Source organism: Algibacter sp. TI.3.09 (genome assembly GCF_038154905.1).
Classification (GTDB): Bacteria; Bacteroidota; Bacteroidia; order Flavobacteriales; family Flavobacteriaceae; genus Algibacter.
Genome location: NZ_JBAKAN010000001.1, coordinates 882,094 through 903,582 on the forward strand (window position 1 = coordinate 882,094; position 21,489 = coordinate 903,582).

Annotated in this window: 21 protein-coding genes; 5 read left to right on the top strand and 16 right to left on the bottom strand. The window is 32.8% G+C overall.

Translation table 11 applies throughout. The features are described 5' to 3' along the window. Window positions 1-3 precede the first annotated feature (3 nt). From V6246_RS03415 to V6246_RS03425, 3 genes are all read right to left on the bottom strand, one after another. Window positions 4-474 carry a nucleoside deaminase gene (locus V6246_RS03415; RefSeq protein ID WP_042495148.1) on the bottom strand — a complete coding sequence of 157 codons (471 nt, stop codon included), beginning with the start codon at window positions 472-474 and terminating at the stop codon, window positions 4-6. Between the two features lie 169 nt (window positions 475-643). After that, window positions 644-835: a cold-shock protein gene (locus V6246_RS03420; protein WP_159020372.1), complete on the bottom strand. Its 192-nt coding sequence runs from the start codon at window positions 833-835 to the stop codon at window positions 644-646. A gap of 63 nt (window positions 836-898) precedes the next feature. After that, entirely contained in the window at window positions 899-2,467 is a 1,569-nt protein-coding gene (locus V6246_RS03425; RefSeq protein ID WP_341558962.1) for an SDR family oxidoreductase, read from the bottom strand. 195 nt (window positions 2,468-2,662) lie between these two features. Here V6246_RS03425 and V6246_RS03430 point away from each other — a divergent pair, with 195 nt between their 5' ends. Then, complete coding sequence (locus tag V6246_RS03430) at window positions 2,663-4,291, top strand: hypothetical protein (RefSeq protein ID WP_341558963.1); 1,629 nt, start codon at window positions 2,663-2,665, stop codon at window positions 4,289-4,291. 29 nt (window positions 4,292-4,320) lie between these two features. Here V6246_RS03430 and V6246_RS03435 read toward each other — a convergent pair whose 3' ends face one another. From V6246_RS03435 to V6246_RS03455, 5 genes are all read right to left on the bottom strand, one after another. Continuing rightward, on the bottom strand, window positions 4,321-5,103 hold the full coding sequence (locus tag V6246_RS03435) for a patatin-like phospholipase family protein (protein WP_341558964.1): 783 nt from the start codon (window positions 5,101-5,103) through the stop codon (window positions 4,321-4,323). Between the two features lie 22 nt (window positions 5,104-5,125). Further along, complete coding sequence (locus V6246_RS03440; protein WP_341558965.1) at window positions 5,126-5,548, bottom strand: MgtC/SapB family protein; 423 nt, start codon at window positions 5,546-5,548, stop codon at window positions 5,126-5,128. Between the two features lie 145 nt (window positions 5,549-5,693). Further along, on the bottom strand, window positions 5,694-6,254 hold the full coding sequence (locus V6246_RS03445; protein ID WP_341558966.1) for a GNAT family N-acetyltransferase: 561 nt from the start codon (window positions 6,252-6,254) through the stop codon (window positions 5,694-5,696). A 440-nt stretch (window positions 6,255-6,694) separates the two neighbouring features. Then, the gene (locus tag V6246_RS03450) at window positions 6,695-7,354 is read right to left on the bottom strand and encodes a DUF6702 family protein (RefSeq protein WP_341558967.1); all 660 of its coding nucleotides are present in this window, start codon (window positions 7,352-7,354) and stop codon (window positions 6,695-6,697) included. Between the two features lie 85 nt (window positions 7,355-7,439). Further along, window positions 7,440-8,438 carry a YHYH protein gene (locus V6246_RS03455; RefSeq protein WP_341558968.1) on the bottom strand — a complete coding sequence of 333 codons (999 nt, stop codon included), beginning with the start codon at window positions 8,436-8,438 and terminating at the stop codon, window positions 7,440-7,442. A 277-nt stretch (window positions 8,439-8,715) separates the two neighbouring features. Between V6246_RS03455 and V6246_RS03460 the strand changes: the two genes are divergently transcribed. From V6246_RS03460 to V6246_RS03475, 4 genes are read left to right on the top strand one after another with little or no spacing between them, the layout of a single operon-like run. Next, complete coding sequence (locus V6246_RS03460) at window positions 8,716-9,396, top strand: TetR/AcrR family transcriptional regulator (RefSeq protein WP_341558969.1); 681 nt, start codon at window positions 8,716-8,718, stop codon at window positions 9,394-9,396. Continuing rightward, window positions 9,389-11,053, top strand: coding sequence for a peptidase domain-containing ABC transporter (locus tag V6246_RS03465; protein WP_159020388.1), 1,665 nt, complete (start codon window positions 9,389-9,391; stop codon window positions 11,051-11,053). The genes V6246_RS03460 and V6246_RS03465 overlap by 8 nt, the downstream gene beginning before the upstream one ends. 3 nt (window positions 11,054-11,056) lie before the next feature. Further along, entirely contained in the window at window positions 11,057-12,412 is a 1,356-nt protein-coding gene (locus V6246_RS03470) for an HlyD family secretion protein (protein ID WP_341558970.1), read from the top strand. Between the two features lie 5 nt (window positions 12,413-12,417). Then, window positions 12,418-13,809, top strand: coding sequence for a TolC family protein (locus tag V6246_RS03475; protein WP_341558971.1), 1,392 nt, complete (start codon window positions 12,418-12,420; stop codon window positions 13,807-13,809). A gap of 13 nt (window positions 13,810-13,822) precedes the next feature. Here V6246_RS03475 and V6246_RS03480 read toward each other — a convergent pair whose 3' ends face one another. The 8 genes from V6246_RS03480 to V6246_RS03515 form a co-directional block, all read right to left on the bottom strand. After that, window positions 13,823-15,514, bottom strand: coding sequence for a patatin-like phospholipase family protein (locus tag V6246_RS03480; RefSeq protein WP_341558972.1), 1,692 nt, complete (start codon window positions 15,512-15,514; stop codon window positions 13,823-13,825). Window positions 15,515-15,750: 236 nt separating this feature from the next. Beyond that, window positions 15,751-16,050, bottom strand: a complete 300-nt coding sequence (locus tag V6246_RS03485) for a hypothetical protein (RefSeq protein ID WP_341558973.1) — start codon at window positions 16,048-16,050, stop codon at window positions 15,751-15,753. Between the two features lie 144 nt (window positions 16,051-16,194). Further along, a complete protein-coding gene (locus V6246_RS03490) occupies window positions 16,195-16,632 on the bottom strand; it encodes a hypothetical protein (protein ID WP_341558974.1) in 438 nt (145 codons plus the stop codon). Window positions 16,633-16,972: 340 nt separating this feature from the next. After that, the gene (locus V6246_RS03495) at window positions 16,973-17,719 is read right to left on the bottom strand and encodes a hypothetical protein (RefSeq protein ID WP_341558975.1); all 747 of its coding nucleotides are present in this window, start codon (window positions 17,717-17,719) and stop codon (window positions 16,973-16,975) included. Window positions 17,720-17,762: 43 nt separating this feature from the next. Then, window positions 17,763-18,491, bottom strand: a complete 729-nt coding sequence (locus tag V6246_RS03500) for a LytR/AlgR family response regulator transcription factor (protein ID WP_341558976.1) — start codon at window positions 18,489-18,491, stop codon at window positions 17,763-17,765. Between the two features lie 33 nt (window positions 18,492-18,524). Then, complete coding sequence (locus V6246_RS03505) at window positions 18,525-19,541, bottom strand: hypothetical protein (protein WP_341558977.1); 1,017 nt, start codon at window positions 19,539-19,541, stop codon at window positions 18,525-18,527. Window positions 19,542-19,554: 13 nt separating this feature from the next. Then, on the bottom strand, window positions 19,555-20,154 hold the full coding sequence (locus tag V6246_RS03510) for a YbhB/YbcL family Raf kinase inhibitor-like protein (protein WP_341558978.1): 600 nt from the start codon (window positions 20,152-20,154) through the stop codon (window positions 19,555-19,557). After that, window positions 20,151-21,476, bottom strand: coding sequence for a YHYH protein (locus V6246_RS03515; protein WP_341558979.1), 1,326 nt, complete (start codon window positions 21,474-21,476; stop codon window positions 20,151-20,153). Before V6246_RS03515 ends, V6246_RS03510 begins: the two co-directional genes overlap by 4 nt. Window positions 21,477-21,489: the final 13 nt, after the last annotated feature.

Here is a 21,489-nt window from a genome sequence, read left to right on the forward strand (position 1 = left end):
TAACTAATACTCTGTTTTATCCATTTTTTTAGTCCATTCATTAAATGGCTCTAAAGCAATTTCACGAGCTAATTGTTCGAACGGGATACTTCTTTTTTCGTACGGTAACGGAATTTCCTTGTAGATAAACTCATCGTCAAAACCGATATTAGCCGCGTCTACCTGATTACTTCCGTAGTAAACCTTATCTGGTCTAGCCCAATAAATAGCGCCTAAACACATAGGGCAAGGCTCGCAAGAGGTATATATTTCGCAACCATCTAGTTGAAAAGAATCTAAGTTTTTACATGCATCTCTAATGGCCGTAACTTCGGCATGTGCTGTAGGGTCGTTGGTAGATGTTACTTTGTTATTACCGCGACCAACTATTTTTCCGTCTTTAACAACTACGCAGCCAAATGGGCCGCCTTCATTGTTGTTCATTCCTTTTAAAGCTGCATTTACAGCTTCCTGCATAAATTTTTCTTTGCACATCGTTCTTCTAATTTTTCCGAAAAGTACAGATTATTTGCTGTTTTATTGATGGAGATTTGAGATTATTTTAATTGATAATTTAATGTTCTCTATAAGCTTTCAAAATTTTAAACAAAAAAAGCCCATCAAAATAAATTGATGGGCCTTTTTAAAAACTTTAAGTATATATTTAGATAACTTTTACGTTAACTGCATTTAATCCTTTGTTTCCTTCTTGTAAATCAAATTCAACAACATCGCCTTCACGAATCTCGTCTACTAAACCTGAAATGTGTACAAAATGATCTTTGTCTACACCTTCTTCTGTGATAAATCCGAATCCTTTAGTGTCGTTGAAAAATTTTACTGTTCCTTTACTCATAATAATATAGTATTTATAATTACTTACTTAAACGCAAAGATAGTGCCAATTTATAGATAAGGACTACCAATCTATAGGAAAATAATCTTTTAAAAATTTACCCGACCAATGTTTTCCGGTATTAATGCCGTCAATAAGCGGATCCATTACCCTCGCGGCGCCATCAACAATATCGAGCGGTGGTTGAAAATCGTGAACTTCTACCTTTTTCTTCGATAATTCGGCCGGATCTTCGTCGGTTACCCACCCAGTATCGACTGCATTCATGTAAATTCCCGACTTTGCAAAGGTAGCTGCCGAGGTATGTGTTAGCATATTTAAGGCTGCTTTTGCCATGTTTGTATGCGGATGTCTATCTTGTTTTTTAAACCTATGGAACTTCCCTTCCATGGCCGAAACATTTATTATGTGTTTTTTACCTGTGTTTTCCTTCATCATTAAATTTGATAAACGGTTACACAACACAAAAGGCGCTACGGCATTTACAAGCTGTACTTCCACCATTTCGGTAGTTTCTATTTCGCCTAATTTTAAACGCCAGCTGTTGGTTTTACGTAAGTCTACTTGTTGTAAATCGGCATCTAATTTTCCTTCTGGAAATACCTCTGAGGTTTGTAACGAGTTATCAAAACTGTAAGGTATTTGAGAAAGTTCGGCCGAATTACGCAAACCAATACCTGGTTCTGGACCGTGCCATGTTACTGGCAACACATTATTTTTACTCGTTTTAGCCGTGTTTACACTTAAATCTGTAAGTTCTTGCAAACAGCTTACGTGATCGTTTAATAAGGTTTGTGCTAATTTTGGTAACTGGTCTACGGGTAGTTTTTCGTTTTCCATTAAATGGAAATAAAACCCAGACGGACGACGCACTGTTTGTGCGGCGTTATTTATTAAAATATCTAAGCGATCGTATTTCTGCTCTATATAGTTACAGAAAATTTCAACACTTGGTATGTGGCGTAAATCTAAGCCATGTATATGTAAACGGTCGCTCCATTGTTTATAGTCGTCTTCTTTAGAAAAGCGAATAGCAGAATCTGCCGGAAAACGTGTGGTAGCTACAACCGTTGCACCAGAGCGCAATAACATTAATGTAATATGATAGCCAATTTTTAAACGCGAACCTGTAATTACAGCTACTTGATCTTTTAAATCGGTGGTTTGAAAACGTTTGGCATAGTTTAAATCACCACATTCCGTACACATAGTATCGTAAAAGTGATGCAATTTGGTAAATACCGTTTTACAAACGTAGCAGTTTCTAGGCGATTCTAACTCTGGAGTATCTTCTGAAATAGCTGCTGCAGCTAATAACTTAGGCGCTACAAATAAAGCCGATTCTCTTGCCGAACGAATACCTGTAGATTTACGTGCGTGCTTATCTTTGGCAATCATTTTACGTTTTGCCGCTTTTTTAGCATCTTTTCTACGGCGTTGAAACTCATCGCGATTTGGACGAGATAACAATCCCGAAGCTTTAAACAGCGCATTACGCTGTGCTTCTGGAAGCTCGAACATTTGGTTAGTATCTGCATTTAATTGCTCTAAAATAGCAATGCATTGGTCTATTTCTTCTGGAGAAACAATCTTATGGTTAGCCGTTTGGCCTTGTTTATCTTCTTCTGGCATATATAAAAGTGATATATCGCAATAGGGTTGATATAAAAAATAATTCGTGCAAAGATAGCGATACCTTAGTCTAGATTTACTGAAATGATTTGTTAATATTTTAAGTGATTTATTGAGCGTTTCCTGAGATTATTTAAAAGATAAAAAACGGGTTTCTTTGAAGATTATTTATAGTTTTGAAAAAAAATCATACAAATGAGTTTGTTTTCTGCATCAAATTTAAACCTAAAAGGTATTAAGAGTATATTATTGTTTTGTTTTCTATATAGTTACGTATCATGGAGCCAATCGGAAGAACCTAGTATGTATCATAATCATGCCATTGATATGATGCGAGAAAACATTAAATTTTTAGCAACTACCGAAGAATACGCAAATAATACCACTTTTTTAGAACTAGCAGAAAAGCTACCTAAAACATTTGATCGCTATAACATTAAAAACTACGAAACCACTTTAAAATATATAGCCGATGAGCTCGAATTAAGCGAAGCAACCATCAAGAAATATTATTCACCATTTCACTTCACCAAAGAGATGGCCAATATGCATCACGTAGCTACACATGCTCTGGCAGATATTTATTTTACATCAGAAAACTACAAACAGGCTATTGCTTTTTACGATAAAGCGATGTTTACACATGCGCCTAAAGGAACTAGCGGAACGACTATAAATAAAGATTTTTTAAGAATGGAGTTCGATGTATCGGAAGCTTATTTTGAGCTCAAAAATTACGATATGGCCGTGCTTCACCTTTTACATAACCTAATGAACCAGCAAAGTTATGGCGACCATGTAACCAATACTTTAAAAGAATATGAAGCTCTTATTGATGCTGCCGTGTTTTTACCAAAATTAGAAGCTATGCTTAAAACCATACAGAAAGGTGAAGGATATAATTTGAAGTATAATTTTAACGGAAAAACAATCCAGTTTTCACCCTTTGTAGAATCTCCTAGTTCTTGCCGAGCCACTATTTTAAGTTCTGATTTTTACAAAAGTTTAAAGAAAAATGCCGTTTTAAAAAAAACAGCCTCTGCCCCATCTCCTAAAACCATTAAACCAATTAAGAAATTAGCTAATTTTAAAATTGATGATAATATATTTCATCATGCCAATGCTATAAATGATTTTATAAAAGCCGTATTAATTATTGGTAATACCGAGGCTTTTTCTAAAGATGACACTTACCAAACTACAGCAATCAGCCTTATTACGCATCTTGAAAATGATACGTTTAATGAGGCTATTAAAGAGTTAGAGTACATTGTAAACGAAGCTTTTTCTATTAAAGCAAGTATTGAAACTTTAGATGAAAAACAAAAGAAAGCTGTAGAAAATATTCGTCATTTTGCTTTGCATTACAAGCTAGATATTATAATGGCCAATAAGGAATATCCTATGGCCCTTGGAGCCATACAATATGTGAAATCTGTGGAAGGTTTTGCTTTTGTATCAGATAACGAAAAAGAGATTGAAACTGATAGAGAAGATTTATTATTTACTGAAGCTTATGCTTATAATGGTTTTGCAACTAGCGAGTTTGGTTTAATTAATATGCTTGGTGCTTTAGTTAATTGTGATAATTATGAAGCTGAAATAAACACCATGATGATGGATGTCGCAAACGCATTAGGCAAAGAACGCGTCGTAAAGTTTTTAACGCAACTTGAAACTAATGTTATAGATAATCAGGCTGATGAAATTACTTTAACTTCTGCGCCTTTTAATGTTAAGGTGCCAAATATAAAAGAGCTTAGTAAAGATCAAATCACGAATAAAATACAGACTAGTGCTATTTGGAAGGGGTTCATGGAGTAGTACAAATAATGAATAAACGTATCTAAAATTCAGCTTATAGCCTTTAAAATACTATCTATTTTTTTTATAGTTTCTTTGTAGCCAATATCGAACAATTCTTGCGATTTACTGATAGAAAACATGCTATAATTTAAATGTTTATCAATACATATTGAAACATCACATTTCTCTATACGCTCTTGCATAGTGCTCCAAATGGCTAATTGCAAACAGCGCTGTGTAATTTGTAAGGTGCCTTTAATTTGATCCTTATGCTCATGTTCGTTAACACTTACTCCTATTATTTTTTCTGAAGTTTCAAATAAGGGTTCGATAGGTAAATTATTTAGTAATCCGCCATCTACATAGAGCTGATTATTAATTTTTATGGGCTTAAATAATAACGGAATGGCACAAGATGCGGCAATAAACTCTATTAACTTTCCAGACGAGCGAATTTCGTAAGCTCCTACATTTATATTAGACGCACAAATGGATAAAGGTGTTTTTAAGCTACTAAAATCATCGGTTAAATATTGATTTAGAAAAGATTTTAAACGTGTCATTTCCGTTAACTCCTTATTGACTAATCCTATTTTGAAAATTTGTAAAAACTCGTGACTTTTAGCTAATTCTAATATTTTTAAAGGCGTGTAGCCATTACAATACAAAGCACCAACCATAGCACCGGCACTAGAACCAGATACATGTGTTGGGAAAATTCCGTGTTCGTTTAAAGCGTGTAGCACTCCAATGTGTGCGTATGCTCTTGCCCCACCGCCAGAAAGTACGAGTCCTATTTTTTTATCAATTGTAGTTCCTTTTTGCGCCATCAGTGTTTATCCGTTTTCTTTTTTATCGTCTACCTTTTAACCATTTATCTAATGGTTCTATGGTTAAATTAATAAAGAGAATTAATGTTGTGCAAATCGCCGTTTCCTTATAAAAACCTGTGGCGGCAATACAGCCAATAGCAGCACTACACCAAATTGTAGCGGCAGAACCTAAACCATGTACATTGGCGCCTTCTCTAAATATTACTCCTGCACCTAAAAAACCGACACCTGTAATAATCTGTGCAATTATTCGGGTAACATCTACGGTTGCGTCTTCATTTTTAATCATGTATGATAGTAAAACAAATATAGCCGCTCCAGAAGCGACTAACATATTGGTTTTTAATCCAGCTGTTTTTTGACGTAATTGTCTTTCGAAACCAATCGCTAAACCTGCTAAAGCAGCCACGGCAAGGCGTAATGTGAAATCTGTAACTGTCATGTTGTTTTTGTATATGAAAGGTTGCGGTTTTATTAGAATCTAAAATAGGAATTATTTTTAGATTCTAATAAATACGTTTTTAATTTATAGACAACTACTAGGTAGTCCAAAGCATTGGTGCTTAATTATAAAAATAGTTAGGTATTTACGTCCATTCTTCTTTCAAAATGCTGTAAACATAAGTTCCTTCACTCTCCCCGTAAGATTGAATATTATAATTTCTAAGCAGGCCTTCCTTTATTGCTCCAAGTTTTTCTACTGCCTTTTGCGATTTAATGTTTTTTACATCAATTCTAAATTCAATTCTTCTAAACAATAATTTGTTAAAACAATAATCTAAAAGGAGCTTTTTACAAATCTTATTTATTCCAGTTCCTTGCAATTTCTCAGCAATCCAGGTCCATCCAATTTCTAATCTTCTATTATGAAAATCAATATTACCAAACATTGTTATACCAACTGGTTTTTCGTCATCTTTTTTTAATATAATAAAAGGGTATAACTCTCTGTTTAATTTTGCAGATAAGCAATAGTTGAAATATTCTAATAAATCATTGTCATTTTTAACTCTGGCACCAAATTCTCCCAATTCTTGAGTAAAACTAATTGTTCTAATTTTACTTATATCTGATTTATTTAGTGGTCGTAAAACAAGAAAATCATTTTCGATTATTAGCTCATTAGAAAAAAAATCTTTGTTATTCATTTAATAATTTAGTTTCGTAGAAACTTAATGATTGTTCAATTCCATCATCAACTATTTTACATGTATTTGTTTTTTTAGTTAATTATGTAATTTTATGTTCGTTAGATTTGTCCGTAAAATAGATTACATTTTCTCGATTTGGACCACTATAATCAACTTTGTTCTTTTAAATATTTAATTCTATCATCTTATCCAAGCTATTAAGTTTTGAATTCAATCAATTTGGTTTCAAAATCTAGATTTCCTTTAGGAATAATTGAACTTAAAATACTGATAATCATTTTTTTATATTTCGTTTAAAAACTCCATCTAGTTCAGAATTATGTTCGTTTTTCGGAATTGTAAATTTTATATAAACTTTTTTTCAAATGTTGCTAACCATATCATAACTGCAGTTAAATATAACAATAAATTTCATCCTAAACCTTCATGCAAAGAACTTAATCTCTTACAATACTGAGCACTGCATCTTGCACAGGCACAGGAATATGTTTTTTGCTTTTTATTTTCTGAATAAGAAACACAATTAAGGCAGTCAAAAATAGGCCTAGTAATATTTTAGTTGATAAAAAAGAAGCTTGATTATCGATTTGTTTTACAAAGGTGTTTCCTTCTGTTTTCAACTTTATAGAAAAATTATTCGATTTATTTAAAACAAAATGCTCTTTATTAAATCCAGATTTTAATAATAATAAAGCGCTTTGGCTTCGGTTAATATCGCTAAAAGCAGTATTGCTCACTTCTATTTGTTTTATATCATCTGGAACGCCCATTACTTGGAAAACGACTTTAGTTTCGTGACCTAGTTTTACAACACCATGTGTTAATTTTACTTCAGCATTCTGGTTATTAATAGTAATATTTATGTTGTTTTTCATGTGTTCCAAAACCATCTCTTGAAACTCTTCGGGCATTTTATAAGGCATATTGGCAAATTGTTTACGGACTTCCGTTTGAAATGCTGTTAACGATCCGCTAACTTGTAGCACCCAAGTTTTGTTGTCTTGTTCTACCAACATAGTGGTCGATATATCGGGCTGATGGGCTTGCATTAAAATAGACGAGCTCAAGAAAAGTATAATTAAGGCTAGTTTTTTCATAATAAATAAGTGTTGTAATATTAATTTCCGCGAAAGCGATTTAAATACGTGCCATTTATAGAACAGCACGTATTAATTATTAGTTTTAAATAGCGTAAGCGCCGTACAAACAATCTATAAAATTGTTGTTTCCTGCAGCATCTACATGGTAATGGTAACCTCTAGTTTCATCACTATGGCCTCTACAAGCATCTAAACCTGTAGGTTCGTTTCCGTCGGCATCTAGCTCGGCATATATACCATGGCCATCTAAGGCATAACCAATCATAGAGGCGTGCGTATCTTCTTGTGCTATTTGAGTACTAACACCAGTTGCCGCGTGATAATGATATCCTGCAGCCAGATTAATGTGTCCGCCAGCATCATCAAAAGGCGCTAAAGTATAAGCTCCTAAAATAGCATCGGTTGGTGCTGGAGCATCAAAAACAACGCCATTAAAAGCAACACCTCTTTGAGATGGACCTGATGCGACAGGACCAAAACCGCCGCTAAAATTAACAGGTGTGGTTTGTTTTATAGGTGTAATTGGTATTAAGTACGTTTGCGTAATATCGGTAACGTAAGAAGGTAAACACTCTACACAAAAATTCTCATATTCTTCACCTACATTTGGGTTTGCGGCATTTGCGCAATCATCTTCGGTTTCGGTTGTGTAAATATCACCGTTTTCATCGTACATGTGCCATGTGGTATCATTATAGAAATCAGCCATGTTTTTTATAAAATCGCCATCTACATCATACACTTCGCCACTTTCTAACCAAATACCTCCTGCAGAAGCATCATCGGAAATGTTACCCGGACACCATGGTCCCATTTCATGATCAGATGGTGCACTAGTCGCTACTATTTCGTAACAATTGGTACTCGTGCCATCTGATAAAGTACAAGGTACCGTGGTGACTGTTACGGCCGATGTGTTTGTTAAAAATAGTGATGAATCGACGTCTAAAACTAAATCGTCACCTTCTTCGGCTGTTTCCGAATCTGTTGTGTTACTGTCATCGGAATTACATGCCGTAAAGGATAAAATAATCATGCAAAAAAGGATAAAACTTTTTAATACTATTTTGTTTGTTTTCATGAGCGTAAGATTTTTATTATTGATTGTTATATGTTATTTTAGATTATCTTTTCTGTTTTAACTTGTGCTTAAATACTCGTTTTATGAAAACTTTGTGAAACTTAACATTAAGTTAACATTAGATGTGTTTTAGTTGAAAAGGCTGTTAAGTATTGATTTTGCTCATTTAATACGGTATTATCCATGCTTAAATAGTAAATCTCTATGGTGTCATTAGTATTTAGAATTTGTAAAAATGATAGTAATACTATTATATTTGCGTAAATAAGTTTTAATTATGAAAGATTTACTGTTGAAATTTAAAATTGAGTTACCTCAAGGTATCTATCTAAAGGATCCTGAATCTTCTACTTTAGGAAAAAAAATTATCGAAAATAGCATTATTCTTATTGAAGATATTGGCTTTGAAGATTTCAATTTTAAAAAGCTCGGAAAACAAATAGGTTCTAACGAAAGTTCGATATATCGTTATTTTGAAAGTAAACATAAAGTACTATTATATTTAACGTCTTGGTATTGGAGTTGGTTGGAATATCAATTAGTTTTGGAAACTTACAGTATGACTAATATTGAAGACAAATTAAAAAAAGCCATCGAGATTGTTACCAAAACAACCGAACAAGATGATAAATACACGCATATTAACGAAGTATTACTTAATAAAATAGTAATTGAAGAAAACTCAAAATCGTACCTAACCAAGGATGTCGATACTGAAAATGAAGAAGGACTTTTTCTTCCTTTTAAACGCGTTGTACATCGTTTATCAGACATGATTATTACTTGTAGCCCAACCTACGAATATCCGTTAAGCCTAGCTTCTACTATTATAGTTGGTTCTTTAAAGCAACATTTTATAAAAAAACATTTTAAATCAATTTCTAACTACGATGGTGATAAGCAACCAACAGATTTTTTCACAGATTTAGCCCTAAAAACATTATTAATAAATGGATAACACTACTTTATCACCCTGGAAACGCTTTATAGGTTTACTACGATTAGAGCGTAAAGATATTTACCAAATTGCATATTATGCCGTATTCGATGGTTTGGTAGCTTTATCGCTTCCGTTAGGAATTCAAGCTATTATTAACTTACTTCAAGGTGCCCAAATTTCAACTTCTTGGGTAGTATTAGTTATGCTAGTTACAGCTGGTGTAGCTTTTTCTGGCGTGCTTAAACTCATGCAAATGCGTATTATTGAAACTATACAGCAACGTATTTTTACACGTGCATCTATAGAATTAAGCTATCGTTTTCCGAAGATTAAAATGAGGGAATTACGTCAATATTACCTTCCGGAATTGGCAAACCGATTTTTTGATACACTAACCATTCAAAAAGGATTATCGAAAATTTTAGTAGATATTCCTTCGGCGTTATTACAAATTATATTCGCCTTACTTTTACTTTCGTTTTACCATCCGTTTTTTATAATTTTTGGTTTACTATTATTAGTACTTATCTACGTTGTTTTTAAATATACTGCTAGGCGCGGTTTGGAGACGAGTTTAAAAGAATCTAAAGCCAAGTACAAAGTGGCTCACTGGTTACAAGAAATTTCTAGAACCGTTATTAGTTTTAAGCTTTCAGGAAAAACAAGTTTGGCTATTGATAAAAGTGACGATTTAGTAGCTGGTTATTTAGACTCTAGAGAAAAACATTTTAAGGTTTTGGTGCTTCAATTTATACAATTAATAGGCTTTAAAGTATTAGTTACACTGGGTTTATTATTAATTGGTGGCTTCTTAGTTTTAGACCAACGTATGAACATTGGGCAATTTGTTGCCGCAGAAATTATTATCATCTTAATTATTAATTCAGTTGAAAAACTAATCAAAGGTTTAGAGTCTTTTTACGATGTTTTAACCTCTATTGAAAAACTAGGCCAAGTAGTAGATATGTCTTTAGAGGCTCAAAAAGGCGAAGCTGTTAAAAAAGATGCCGATTTAACCATTGAGTTTCAAAATGTATCTTATCAAGTTGAAAACCGCTATAAACCAATTTTAAGCGATGTATCTTTCACTATAGCACCTAAAGATAAAATTTTAATTAAAGGAGAAAGTGGTTCTGGAAAATCTAGTTTATTACAGCTTATTGCGGGACTAATTTCTCCATCTTCTGGGTATGTTTATGTAAATAATCTATCATTACAGAGTTTGATTAAAAATGAATACCGATCTAATTTAGGATTATCATTATCGGAAGAATCTCCATTTGAAGGCACACTAAGAGAAAACATCACTTTTGGAAATAAAGATATTAGCGATGAAACTATTTATGAAGTTTTAGAGCGTTTAAAGTTAACAACCTTTTTACAACAGCAAACCAAAGGGTTAAATACCATTTTAAAACCAGAAGGCAAGCAAATGGCCTACACAATCTCTAAAAAAATAATACTTGCCAGAGCATTAGTTAAACAGCCAAAACTCTTAATTCTTGAGAATCCGCTGGATCATTTCGATAAAGACGAAGCTAAAATACTTATCGATTTACTAGCGAACCCTAAATGCCCATGGAGTTTAGTTGTGGTTAGTAACAACGGCTTTTGGGAAGAAAAATGTAATAAGCATATTGTGCTTAAAAATGGAGTTATCATCAATAAACAGTAAGCTATGTTAAATATAACAAACAATAAAGTTTCAGAATATATAGACATTAAAAGCTTTAAATCTGGAAAAGAAATTTTTACGGTACAATACCATAAACGATTTAAAAAGTTTCTAATGGTATTTTCAATACTAATTGTAGTGATTGTCTTTTTACCATGGACTCAAAATATATCGAGTACCGGTTTGGTAACCACTTTAAAACCTAACCAGCGTCCACAATCTATTCAGTCTCAAATACCAGGGCGTGTTGAGGAATGGTTTGTACAAGAAGGCGATTTTGTAAAAAAAGGAGATACTATTATTCGTATTTCTGAAGTAAAAAGTGATTATTTCGATTCACGTTTAGCAGAACGAACAGGTGATCAGCTTAGTGTAAAATCATCTTCTGTTGAAGCCTATAAAAACAAGGTAGTTGCTTTAGGTAATCAAATTTCTGCTTTGCAGCAAGAACGTCGATTAAAGCTAGAATCTGCCAAAAATAAATTATTGCAATCTCGTTTAAAAGTCACCACAGATAGTATGGATTTCGAGGCGACAAAAATTAAAGCCGATATAGCTAAAATTCAATATGAACGTACTATTTCTTTACAAGAAGAAGGCTTGAAAGCGGTTAAAGATGTGGAAGAAAAACGTGCAAAACTTCAAGAAGCAGATGCTAAACTTATATCGCAACAAAATAAGTATTTAAGCACTAAAAATGAATTGATTAATGCGCAAATTGCAATCTCGACTATAAGTGCAACGTATGGCGATAAGTTAGCTAAAGCTCAAAGTGGTTTGTATACTGCACAATCTAGCGGTTATGATACCGAAGCCGAGGTTTCTAAATTAGAAACCAGTTTAGCAAATTATACTAAGCGTACCAGTTTACTATTTGTTACAGCACCACAAGATGGTTACATAAATAAAGCTATTAAATCTGGTATTGGTGAAACTTTTAAAGAAGGTGAGCAACTGGTGAGTATTATGCCGGCAGATTACGATTTAGCTGTTGAAATGTACGTGCGTCCAATAGATTTACCTTTAATCCATACGGGTGAAAATGTTCGTGTGCAGTTTGATGGTTGGCCTGCTATTATTTTTAGCGGATGGCCAAATGTATCTTATGGTACTTATGGCGCTAAAATTGTAGCTATCGAAAACTATATTAGTACCAATGGTAAATACCGTGTGTTACTAAAACCAGATGCTGATGATGTGGCTTGGCCAGAAGCCATTCGTGTAGGTTCTGGAGCAAAAAGTATAGCACTACTTAATGATGTGCCAATTTGGTTTGAACTATGGAGACAAATAAATAGCTTCCCTCCTGATTTCTATAAGCCGGATAGTAAAACTGAATATTCTAAAGATAAAAAGTAAACCGAATGCATAAACTTGTAATTATTGTACTGTTTTTAATGTCTTCCGTAGGTTTTTCGCAAGAAAACGATACTGTATTATCATTAGAAGAATATTTAGGGTATGTAAAAAAATATCACCCCATAGTGAAGCAAGCTCAATTAATCACTACGGAAAGTGAGGCTAAACTATTGAAATCTAGAGGTGCTTTCGATCCAAAATTAGAAGTTGATTATAATCGTAAAAAGTTTAAATCGACGACTTATTATGATAAGCTAAATAGCACTTTTAAAATTCCAACGTGGTATGGCGTAGAGCTTAAAGCTAATTATGAAAATAATGATGGCAGTTACTTAAATCCGGAATACAACACGCCAGATGATGGCTTGTATAGCGCAGGTGTTTCTGTTTCGTTAGCAAAAGGCTTATTAACCAATGAACGTATGGCGACTTTAAAACAGTCTAAATTGTATTTAAAATACGCTCAAGCGGAACAAAAACTTGTTATTAACGACATTTTATACAATGCTATTTCCACCTATTTTAATTGGCTGAAAAACTACCAAGCTAAATTGGTTTACAGCGATTATTTGGTAAATGCAGATACACGATTAAAGAATGTGAAAAGCAGCTTTTTTGCAGGAGACAAACCCGCTATTGATACCCTAGAGGCTAATATTAATTTTAAAAGTAGAAAACTTGATTATGAAAAAGCTAAAATTGGATATATAAAATCGGCTTTAGAACTTTCTAATTATTTATGGTTAGAAAACAATATTCCCTTAGAGTTAGAAGAAGGCATTTCTCCTGATACCACTACCATTGATAAAATTGATGTAGTACTGAATAGTTCTGTGTTAAATAGTACTGATGAATTAATTGCTAATCATCCAAAACTGCAAAGTCTTCAGATAAAACAAGAAATCTTAACCGTAGATAAGCGTTTAAAAACAAACAACTTATTACCAAAAATAGATTTGCAATATAACTTTCTATCGAGTGATTATGAGAATGTAAATAGCTTTAATACGGCCAATTATAAAAGCGGATTAAACATTAGTTTCCCTTTGTTTTTAAGAAAAGAACGTGCCGATTTAAGACTCGCTAAATTGAAACTTCAGGATATAGGTTTTGATATTTCTGCAACGAAAGTGAGCTTAAAAAATAAGGTGAATGCCACCATACAAGAAATAGATTCGTATAACACACAATACGATTTATTGCAAGATATTGTAGTAGATTACAAGGCGTTTGTTAAAAGTGAAGAACGTAAATTTAGTTTAGGTGAAGGTTCTCTATTTTTAGTAAATTACAGAGAAGTTAAACTCATTGAAAGCCAACTAAAAGCTATCGATGTGGAATATCAATTGTTTATCAGTAAATCGAATTTATTACGAGTTTTAAATAATTTAGAGTAGTTTTATTGATGCTTTAATCACACAACTCCTCCACTAACCAAAGTGGTTTTTTATTAAATGATACCCAGTCGGCTTTCAAAGCATCATACAACTTATCTATTTCAGTAAAGTCGGCTATGTTGCTATCAGGATCTGCTTTCAGTTCTAAAATATATTCCATGAGTTCGTAGCATACAGTAAATTGACCGCAAGCAATTAACGTTTGCATTCTGTTTTTTACAATATCTTTTTTATCCCACCATAATGTAGTTGGCGTTTCAGAAGCTGTTAGGCAAACACTTTCTAAGTTTTTACTTGGTGCTTTTATGCCTTTATTATAAGCAGGCGTTTTCATGTATGGCGATTTTTTACCACTCAATTTATAAACCGTTGCTGTAATACGTTTGTTTTTTAATTCGTTTTTAGAATAGAATAAATCGTAGTTAACGCGACGCATTTGTTTTAAAAACACATCGTTTATCATAGTCATAGCAGAAGTTACACGATTAGAAAGCATTACTTGTATTAAGCTAATGTCCAATTTTTCAAACGTTAAAATATCATCTAGTAAAGCTTCGGGGATATTTTTATTAAAGAGATGTTTCAATCTAGAGAGTACTGCTATTTTAACTGACCATGCTACAAGGCCAAAAACAGTTAAGAGCAAACCCATACCAAAAAGTGCACTTCCTAAAATATACCAACCCACATAATCTGCTGGCCCAAAAACCTTCATATTATTTAAAAGTAAAATTGCTAAACCAACCAATAGAATAGACCAATAAATGGGTTTAATCGAAAAATATTGCAACACCTTATTTATAACTCGTTTGGCGGTCGATTTCTTTTCAATTTTAGTAGCATCTTGTTTCCAAGGTTTCATTTTATAACTACCTACATCGTTCACGATAATTAAGTCTAGTTTGCCTTTCATCCTATCGTTAATAAGCATCATGCTACCAACCCCTTGATTATCCGCTATACCTCCATCCATAATGCCTACACCATCAATAAAAGTGTCTAGACCTTTTAAATTTTTATATGAAGAACTGTCATGATTTTTAAAATAATCGTCAGGGAACACTAACGGTTCAAACCCAACAGGAAAGCATGATGACGAGGCGATAACATCTCCTAATTCAACATCATTTCGTAAAGCGTTAATTTCTTTTTGATTGTTTCTATAAAGCGGGTTATTTCCAAAATATCCGCGATTTTGAAACCGATAAGTTAAACCAAATGAAAAATCGGTAGCATTGAAACAAACTTGTTCTAGCTGTTTTATTTTGCTTTTTTCAAACTTACCAAATGCGCCTTCAAAAACAGGCATTTCTGAGTACGTTAAAGCAAAAGCATTTATTAACGATCTGTTTTTATAAGGATTAGCTTTCCAAATTGTATCATTTTCTAGCTTCGCAATGGCATTTTCTAATAATACATCGTTTTCTGGTGTAAACGTATTGTAAAACTGCTTAAAAAAGGCTTTAAAATTATAATTAGGCATTTGTACCGCCTTGGCATAGCCAACTCCTGTAAGTGTGCCTCCACTTACTGTGCTCAGCGCTTTAACCGATTTTAATAGAGAATTATTTTTATAAGAAACATGATCGAGATAAGATAAAACACCTAAAGCAAAAAAAGTCGCACGATAACCGCCACCACTAAAGCAAAGGCCTATGTTTTCAAAAGGTGTGAATTCTGATTTTTTATCTAATTCTTGTGCCATGATCTGTTTTGTGTCTTTCCGCTTTAAAGATAGTTATAGATTTAAAACTATTTGTAAGTAAAATCACTTGATTGTGTTTTATTTCTGAATTATCTAAATTTTACGCTTATACATTCTTTCATACTTAACAATATAAAAGCAAAAACCTCTCATAAAAATTGAATAATATCAATAATTATGAAAGGTTTACTATTCTAAATTGCAAAAGCAAAATAGATAATTTTATGATGTGCGTTTTATTTTAAAAGCGCTAATAATCCTGTTAATTCCGATAGGTCTAAACTAGAATCGTTATCGACATCTAATGCGCTAAAGTTATCTGAAACAGAGCCGATTGCTTCTGTAGAGCTAATGGCTTCATCTTTATTTGCATCCAATAAGGTAAACAAGCTAGATATTTGTTGTACTGTAGAGTTAGAGCTTAAAGAACTTAATAAAGTTGCTGCACTAGCAATGCTAGATGTATCCATATTTTTTACACTGTTACAACTTGTTAAACTTACAACAACAGCTAGCGATAGTATTACTTTTTTCATAATAGGTTTTAATTTATTTTGAACAAATGTAGTGCTACGCGCTATTTTTGAGAAAAGGAATATACCAACACAGCAATTTTATCTTTTAAACAAGTAGATTTTTAGACGAAATAGTTTTAACTCCTAATTTCGTTTTCTTTATTCTTATCTAAAGACACTAGCTGTTCCTTCACAAGTCCATTCCGTATCATTTTCATCATCATCGTAAGCAATAAATGTATTTGTACCTGTGAAATTGTCATCGGTTTCAGAATAAAGGTAATTGCCCGTAAATTTACGTTTGCTACCAGAAGGCAATGTGTATATGGTTTCAATAATTAATGTATTACCATTCAACTCATAATAAGAACTTGTTAAGTAACCAGGGTCTGTAAATTCTATAGTTTGATCTGCTAAAAATATAAATTCAAACGCTGGACCTTCTCCTAATTCAAAATCGCCAGAACATGTTTCCCCATGTCTTTGAAAATTCCAAGAATCCTCAAGAATTTGTTCATCTAAACTTTTTGTTTCATTATTATCATCAGATGAGCAAGACATGATTAAGCCTCCAAGTATTATGAATAAAATAAGTTTTTTCATTTTTGATATATTTAAGTTATTAGTTGTGTTTATTACTCGTAAATGTATTCAATAGTACCTATTATCACAAGACATGAAAGTTAATATTAGAAAAAGTGCAATTAAGGGAGGATAAAGTCATTTTTTTAATTTTCATAGGTTTATTATTTGTTTTGAGAGAAGTAAATGTAGGTAAAATCCATTAAAAGTATTATCGTTCTAACAAAGACAATCCCCAACAAAGAGACTAGTATATTAAAAAAAACTGATTATCTGTTTGTTAGAGATGAAAAAATAATGATGAAAAAATATGTTCCTAATCAATTGATCAGAACATAGAAATGATAGACTTTTGAAGAAATTAATCCAATTCCTCTTTTAACTTGGTGATTAATATTTTAGTCTTACCACGTAGCATTTTAGCATTGTTGAGCTGTATCTGCGTTTGTAATAAACGGTCTATAATACTGTTTTGGTATTCCTTATTATTCAGTAAAATACTATAATTAGATTTACTTCCAAATTCTTTAATATGCTGATACTTTATGTTTTCTTTAGGAAGCATATCTACCAACGAAATATGTTTTTCTAAAACAGGTTTTAACCTATCGCTAATTATCGCTTTAATTTTGTCGTCTTGCTCCTTAAAACCGTTTATTTTACTTGGGTATACAGCTATTAAATCTTTGAGGTCATCACTTTCAATAATCTCAAATTTAGTAGTATTTACAATAGAATTTACAGAGTTGTCTAGCAAACTAACATCTTTGTGCTGTATATTAATTATGGTGTCTTTAGCGCCTTGAGTGATTTCATTTGGAGCTTTGCCAACATATTTTAAAGTGTTTTCTAAATAAACTATCGTTTTAGGATACTCATCTATTAACCCCTTTAGTAAGTGTAAGTTGGTATTTAATTCTTCGTTTAAGTTCTGGTAGATTTTCTGTTCTACAATATTATTCTTTCTAATATCGTTAAGATCATTTATTTTCCAAGCAATTGAAATACCAATTACAATAAGTATAATTTCGCCAATAGAATAAACCAAATAAGACTTAAACTTACCGAAGGCTATTAGGTTTCTTCTTAATTTACGGAATAGTTTCATGGATGATTATTTGGAAATATAAAGGTGAAATTAACCCTATAAATTATAGTGAATTACTATTTACAAATTCTAGAAAAGCAGGTTTATACTGCTCAGAAACAGTAATACGTTGGTTATTGATAATAATTTGACTACGCTCAATAACTTCAATATTTTTTAAAGACACAATAAAAGAGCGATGCACACGTAAAAACTGAGTTTCTGGTAATTCTTCTTGTAAAGATTTTAAGCTCATTAAAGTTAAAATAGGTTTCGGATTATCCTTTAACCAAATTTTAATGTAATCTTTCAAACCCTCGAAATATAAAACATCAGAGAGCTTTATACGTAGTTGCTTGTATTCCGATTTTACAAAAAGAAATTCTTTTACTTCGGAAATAACAGGTTGTTGTTTTCCTTTTAATAATGCAAACCAATGATTTGCTTTATTTGCTGCTGCTAAAAACTCGGCATAATCAAAAGGCTTCAATAAATAGTCTAAGGCTTCAACTTTAAAGCCTTCCAAAGCATATTGATCAAAAGCGGTTGTAAAAACCACACGCGTCTCTTTTGGAAGCATTTTAGAAAACTCTATACCTGTTAAATCTGGCATTTGTATATCTAAAAACAATAAATCTACAGGCTGTTCCTTTATAAACTCCATTGCTTCAATAGCACTGCTACATTTTTGTTTTAGCTCTAAAAATGGTGTTTTTTTAACATAGCTTTCCACTAAATTAAGCGCCATGGGCTCATCGTCTACAATAACACAAGTAATTTTTATATTGCTCATACGTTTGGTTTATATATTAAAAGTAGTACTAACTTAGTTTACAGTGTATCTAACAATAACCTCATTATCTAGAATAACATTTGTTGACCATATAAATTGTGCATCTGCCTCACTATTATCAAAAATATCAATAAAATTGGTGTACGCAGGTTTATTATCAACGCCAATGGTATTATTTGTAAATTCGGTTGCATTTGGCCATTCGTTATCATCAAAATCTGCTGATTGCCAATTTAAAGGGACTTTCCAATGTAAGGCGTAATATAATGTTCCGTCGTTAGAATCTTCCGTACTACAAGTTTTGCTTAATCTTAAAGTTCCTTCTTCGCTAGCACAAGATAAATCCCTTAAAGGGGCTGTGTAAAATGTTTGAGCTTTCCAGTTGGCATCTGTCGTAGCAATTATATCTCCATTAGCATCTTTAAAAACAGCCACCATACCACCATCTCCAGGATGAAACGCTTGTCCTCTATTTGCTTCAGAACCTAATCCACTATTTTCTTCCCAGTCTACTAATTTCATTGCTATTGTAAAAGGTGTATTCACCTTAAACCGAACAATATTCGAATTAAATTGCGTAAAAGGCACATTATCTTTAGCTACAGGAACGCCATTAATATACATCTCAAAGTAGTTATCGGCAAATACATAAGCCGTAACTATCTCGCCATCGGCATCAACTTCAATAATATCGGTTCCGTCTAATGCTGCTAAGGCTTCATCGGCAGATGCGTACTCTACTTTTGTGCAAGGGTTAAACAAATCGGATGCAAAAGGAAAACTATCATCAGTAAAATTAACCTCAGCAGGAACCGTCCATTTACTACCATCTGTTGCAGTAGAAGTTCCAATTGGCGCTTCTCTACCTCTATCACATTCAAATATATTTTGGGTAAGTACGGTTGCCGATCCTTGAGATACAGATGCTGTACCTTTATAAATTTCTGAATTTTCGGCAGTCGTTTTTTTACTGTTTTGACCGTTTTTACAAGCTGTCATCGTTAAAGAAGCGAAAACAAAGAGTAGTAAAGTGTTCTTTAAGTATATCATTTTATTGTTATTTTTAATTTGAGTCTATAAATGTTAGAGTCGTTCTGTCTATAATGTTTACAGTTGCCAATGCATTCATAAATACATTGTAATCTACGTTTAAACTACGTGTTTTAGGTAACGAAGCAGGTGTTTCTGCTAAAGCATATAGCGCTATGGTGTATTCATGTTTACCTTTTCCACGAGAACAAGGCGAAGTATAAGATATGGCCGTACCATCTTTATTTGCACCCATAAACCAATTGCCTTTAGACGCCATTTTATATGGTATTCCTGTGGTTTCAGGATCTATATCCCATAATAAGAGGTATGAATTGATTTCTGTTTTATCATCTCTTTTAGGGTAATGATACATTACAATAGCTAAAGATTTAGTGGCTTCAGGAACATTTCCCCATGAAAGTGGAATGGAATTTTCGACATCATTGACCTTCTCTTCACACTTGTAAATATCCAATAATTCACCATTCTTTATAGCATTGCTTGATAGTTTAAAATCGGAATGTATAGTTTTAAAATCATCATGATTTACTTTTGTTAGTTCTTTGTCATTGTTTTTGCAAGACATAAAACACGTAACAAGCAGAAGCACTAAAAATTTCGAATGTTTCATTTTTCTCTAGGTTTATAAGTTTCAACCGTTGATGTACCATCAGGATTTATAAATTGATAGCTGTAATTATCTTCATTGTCCCACTTATAATTTATGATATATTCTTCTGAATCTAAACTGTACGTTAATACATAAGAATTTTCTCTTAAAGATTTGAAATCAATAATTTTAGCACCGCGTAACGGTGTTAATGCGGGCCGTAATTCTTGCGTTCTAGGTTGCGGATACACTTGGTTTTCTGGTGCTTTTGTTTTTGGATCTAATTGTACTTCGCCCCGCATACCTGCAATAAAATAAGGGTACTCTTTAATAGTATAATATTGATAAGAACCATCTGAGTTTGTTTTTCCTAAATAGGCATCCAATGTATCCGTTGTTTCGCCGTACACAGGAAATCCATCAACAGCATAAGCAACGGGGTTTCCTGCCCCAACTTGATCTTGCAAATGTACTGGTGGTAAATGGTAATGATAATCGTCTGCACGACCACAATGTCCTCCCCAATTATCTAACTCTCCAATGGCATTTGCATCTTCACCCCTATTATTTAAAGGGTTAAAAATGGGGATTCCATTTACAGCAACAGCAATGGCTCCTTTAAGTAAATTGGTTTTTGTAGATAATGGGTTTTCTGCCATTTTTGGATGCGTAGGTATAGCCCAACTATTGTTACCCGTGTAATTTTGCTTAATAGGCACTTGTTGTTGCCAGTTTGTAATACCAACCATCATATCATGATCTGGTAACCCATTTGATGAAATATAGAGATAATTATCATCAGAATGAGTTGAAACCCCATCAAATTTCTCGAAAAAGGTTTGCATCATCGCAACATCATTCGAAAGTGTTTCTGTTTGACTTGTTTTAGTAGTACTTGTATTTTTGCAAGACACAATAAAAAGCACGACTAAACTAAGTGTGCCGTGCGTGAGGTAAATAGCTCTTTTTTGGTTTATGAGTTTGTAAACAGAAAAAGATAAAAGAAAGATACCAAAAGCGATAAGACTTATATTAAAGTGAGATAAAGGTTGTGACTCCACTTCAATAGTTGCATTATTATTTAAAGATTGAATGAACCCACTTTTGGATTTAATGTAATCTTGATCGACTTCTGTAAATTCTGAAATTTCATATATATTGACCTTATGGTTGCTATCTAAAAGCCAAACCTCGCCATTTTCATATTTTATAAAGTCAGCATTTATTGTTTTGTTTTTGGTTATTAGTTCCCATGTTTTCAAAGCTAGCTCATGTCCACCTTCATGCGCAGAAATAGAGCCAAAAGAAAAGAGGAAGAGAATCATTAAGATCGAATGTTTCATAGGTTTTAAAAGT

What these genes read in the sequence shown, in the direction of transcription:
- V6246_RS03510 (WP_341558978.1), bottom strand. Translation starts at nt 20,154, where the DNA reads ATGAAACATTCGAAATTTTTAGTGCTTCTGCTTGTTACGTGTTTTATG.
- V6246_RS03415 (WP_042495148.1), bottom strand. Translation starts at nt 474, where the DNA reads ATGTGCAAAGAAAAATTTATGCAGGAAGCTGTAAATGCAGCTTTAAAA.
- V6246_RS03475 (WP_341558971.1), top strand. Translation starts at nt 12,418, where the DNA reads ATGCATAAACTTGTAATTATTGTACTGTTTTTAATGTCTTCCGTAGGT.
- V6246_RS03490 (WP_341558974.1), bottom strand. Translation starts at nt 16,632, where the DNA reads ATGAAAAAACTTATTTTATTCATAATACTTGGAGGCTTAATCATGTCT.
- V6246_RS03470 (WP_341558970.1), top strand. Translation starts at nt 11,057, where the DNA reads ATGTTAAATATAACAAACAATAAAGTTTCAGAATATATAGACATTAAA.
- V6246_RS03425 (WP_341558962.1), bottom strand. Translation starts at nt 2,467, where the DNA reads ATGCCAGAAGAAGATAAACAAGGCCAAACGGCTAACCATAAGATTGTT.
- V6246_RS03485 (WP_341558973.1), bottom strand. Translation starts at nt 16,050, where the DNA reads ATGAAAAAAGTAATACTATCGCTAGCTGTTGTTGTAAGTTTAACAAGT.
- V6246_RS03460 (WP_341558969.1), top strand. Translation starts at nt 8,716, where the DNA reads ATGAAAGATTTACTGTTGAAATTTAAAATTGAGTTACCTCAAGGTATC.
- V6246_RS03430 (WP_341558963.1), top strand. Translation starts at nt 2,663, where the DNA reads ATGAGTTTGTTTTCTGCATCAAATTTAAACCTAAAAGGTATTAAGAGT.
- V6246_RS03515 (WP_341558979.1), bottom strand. Translation starts at nt 21,476, where the DNA reads ATGAAACATTCGATCTTAATGATTCTCTTCCTCTTTTCTTTTGGCTCT.
- V6246_RS03465 (WP_159020388.1), top strand. Translation starts at nt 9,389, where the DNA reads ATGGATAACACTACTTTATCACCCTGGAAACGCTTTATAGGTTTACTA.
- V6246_RS03435 (WP_341558964.1), bottom strand. Translation starts at nt 5,103, where the DNA reads ATGGCGCAAAAAGGAACTACAATTGATAAAAAAATAGGACTCGTACTT.
- V6246_RS03505 (WP_341558977.1), bottom strand. Translation starts at nt 19,541, where the DNA reads ATGATATACTTAAAGAACACTTTACTACTCTTTGTTTTCGCTTCTTTA.
- V6246_RS03480 (WP_341558972.1), bottom strand. Translation starts at nt 15,514, where the DNA reads ATGGCACAAGAATTAGATAAAAAATCAGAATTCACACCTTTTGAAAAC.
- V6246_RS03500 (WP_341558976.1), bottom strand. Translation starts at nt 18,491, where the DNA reads ATGAGCAATATAAAAATTACTTGTGTTATTGTAGACGATGAGCCCATG.
- V6246_RS03445 (WP_341558966.1), bottom strand. Translation starts at nt 6,254, where the DNA reads ATGAATAACAAAGATTTTTTTTCTAATGAGCTAATAATCGAAAATGAT.
- V6246_RS03450 (WP_341558967.1), bottom strand. Translation starts at nt 7,354, where the DNA reads ATGAAAAAACTAGCCTTAATTATACTTTTCTTGAGCTCGTCTATTTTA.
- V6246_RS03495 (WP_341558975.1), bottom strand. Translation starts at nt 17,719, where the DNA reads ATGAAACTATTCCGTAAATTAAGAAGAAACCTAATAGCCTTCGGTAAG.
- V6246_RS03420 (WP_159020372.1), bottom strand. Translation starts at nt 835, where the DNA reads ATGAGTAAAGGAACAGTAAAATTTTTCAACGACACTAAAGGATTCGGA.
- V6246_RS03455 (WP_341558968.1), bottom strand. Translation starts at nt 8,438, where the DNA reads ATGAAAACAAACAAAATAGTATTAAAAAGTTTTATCCTTTTTTGCATG.
- V6246_RS03440 (WP_341558965.1), bottom strand. Translation starts at nt 5,548, where the DNA reads ATGACAGTTACAGATTTCACATTACGCCTTGCCGTGGCTGCTTTAGCA.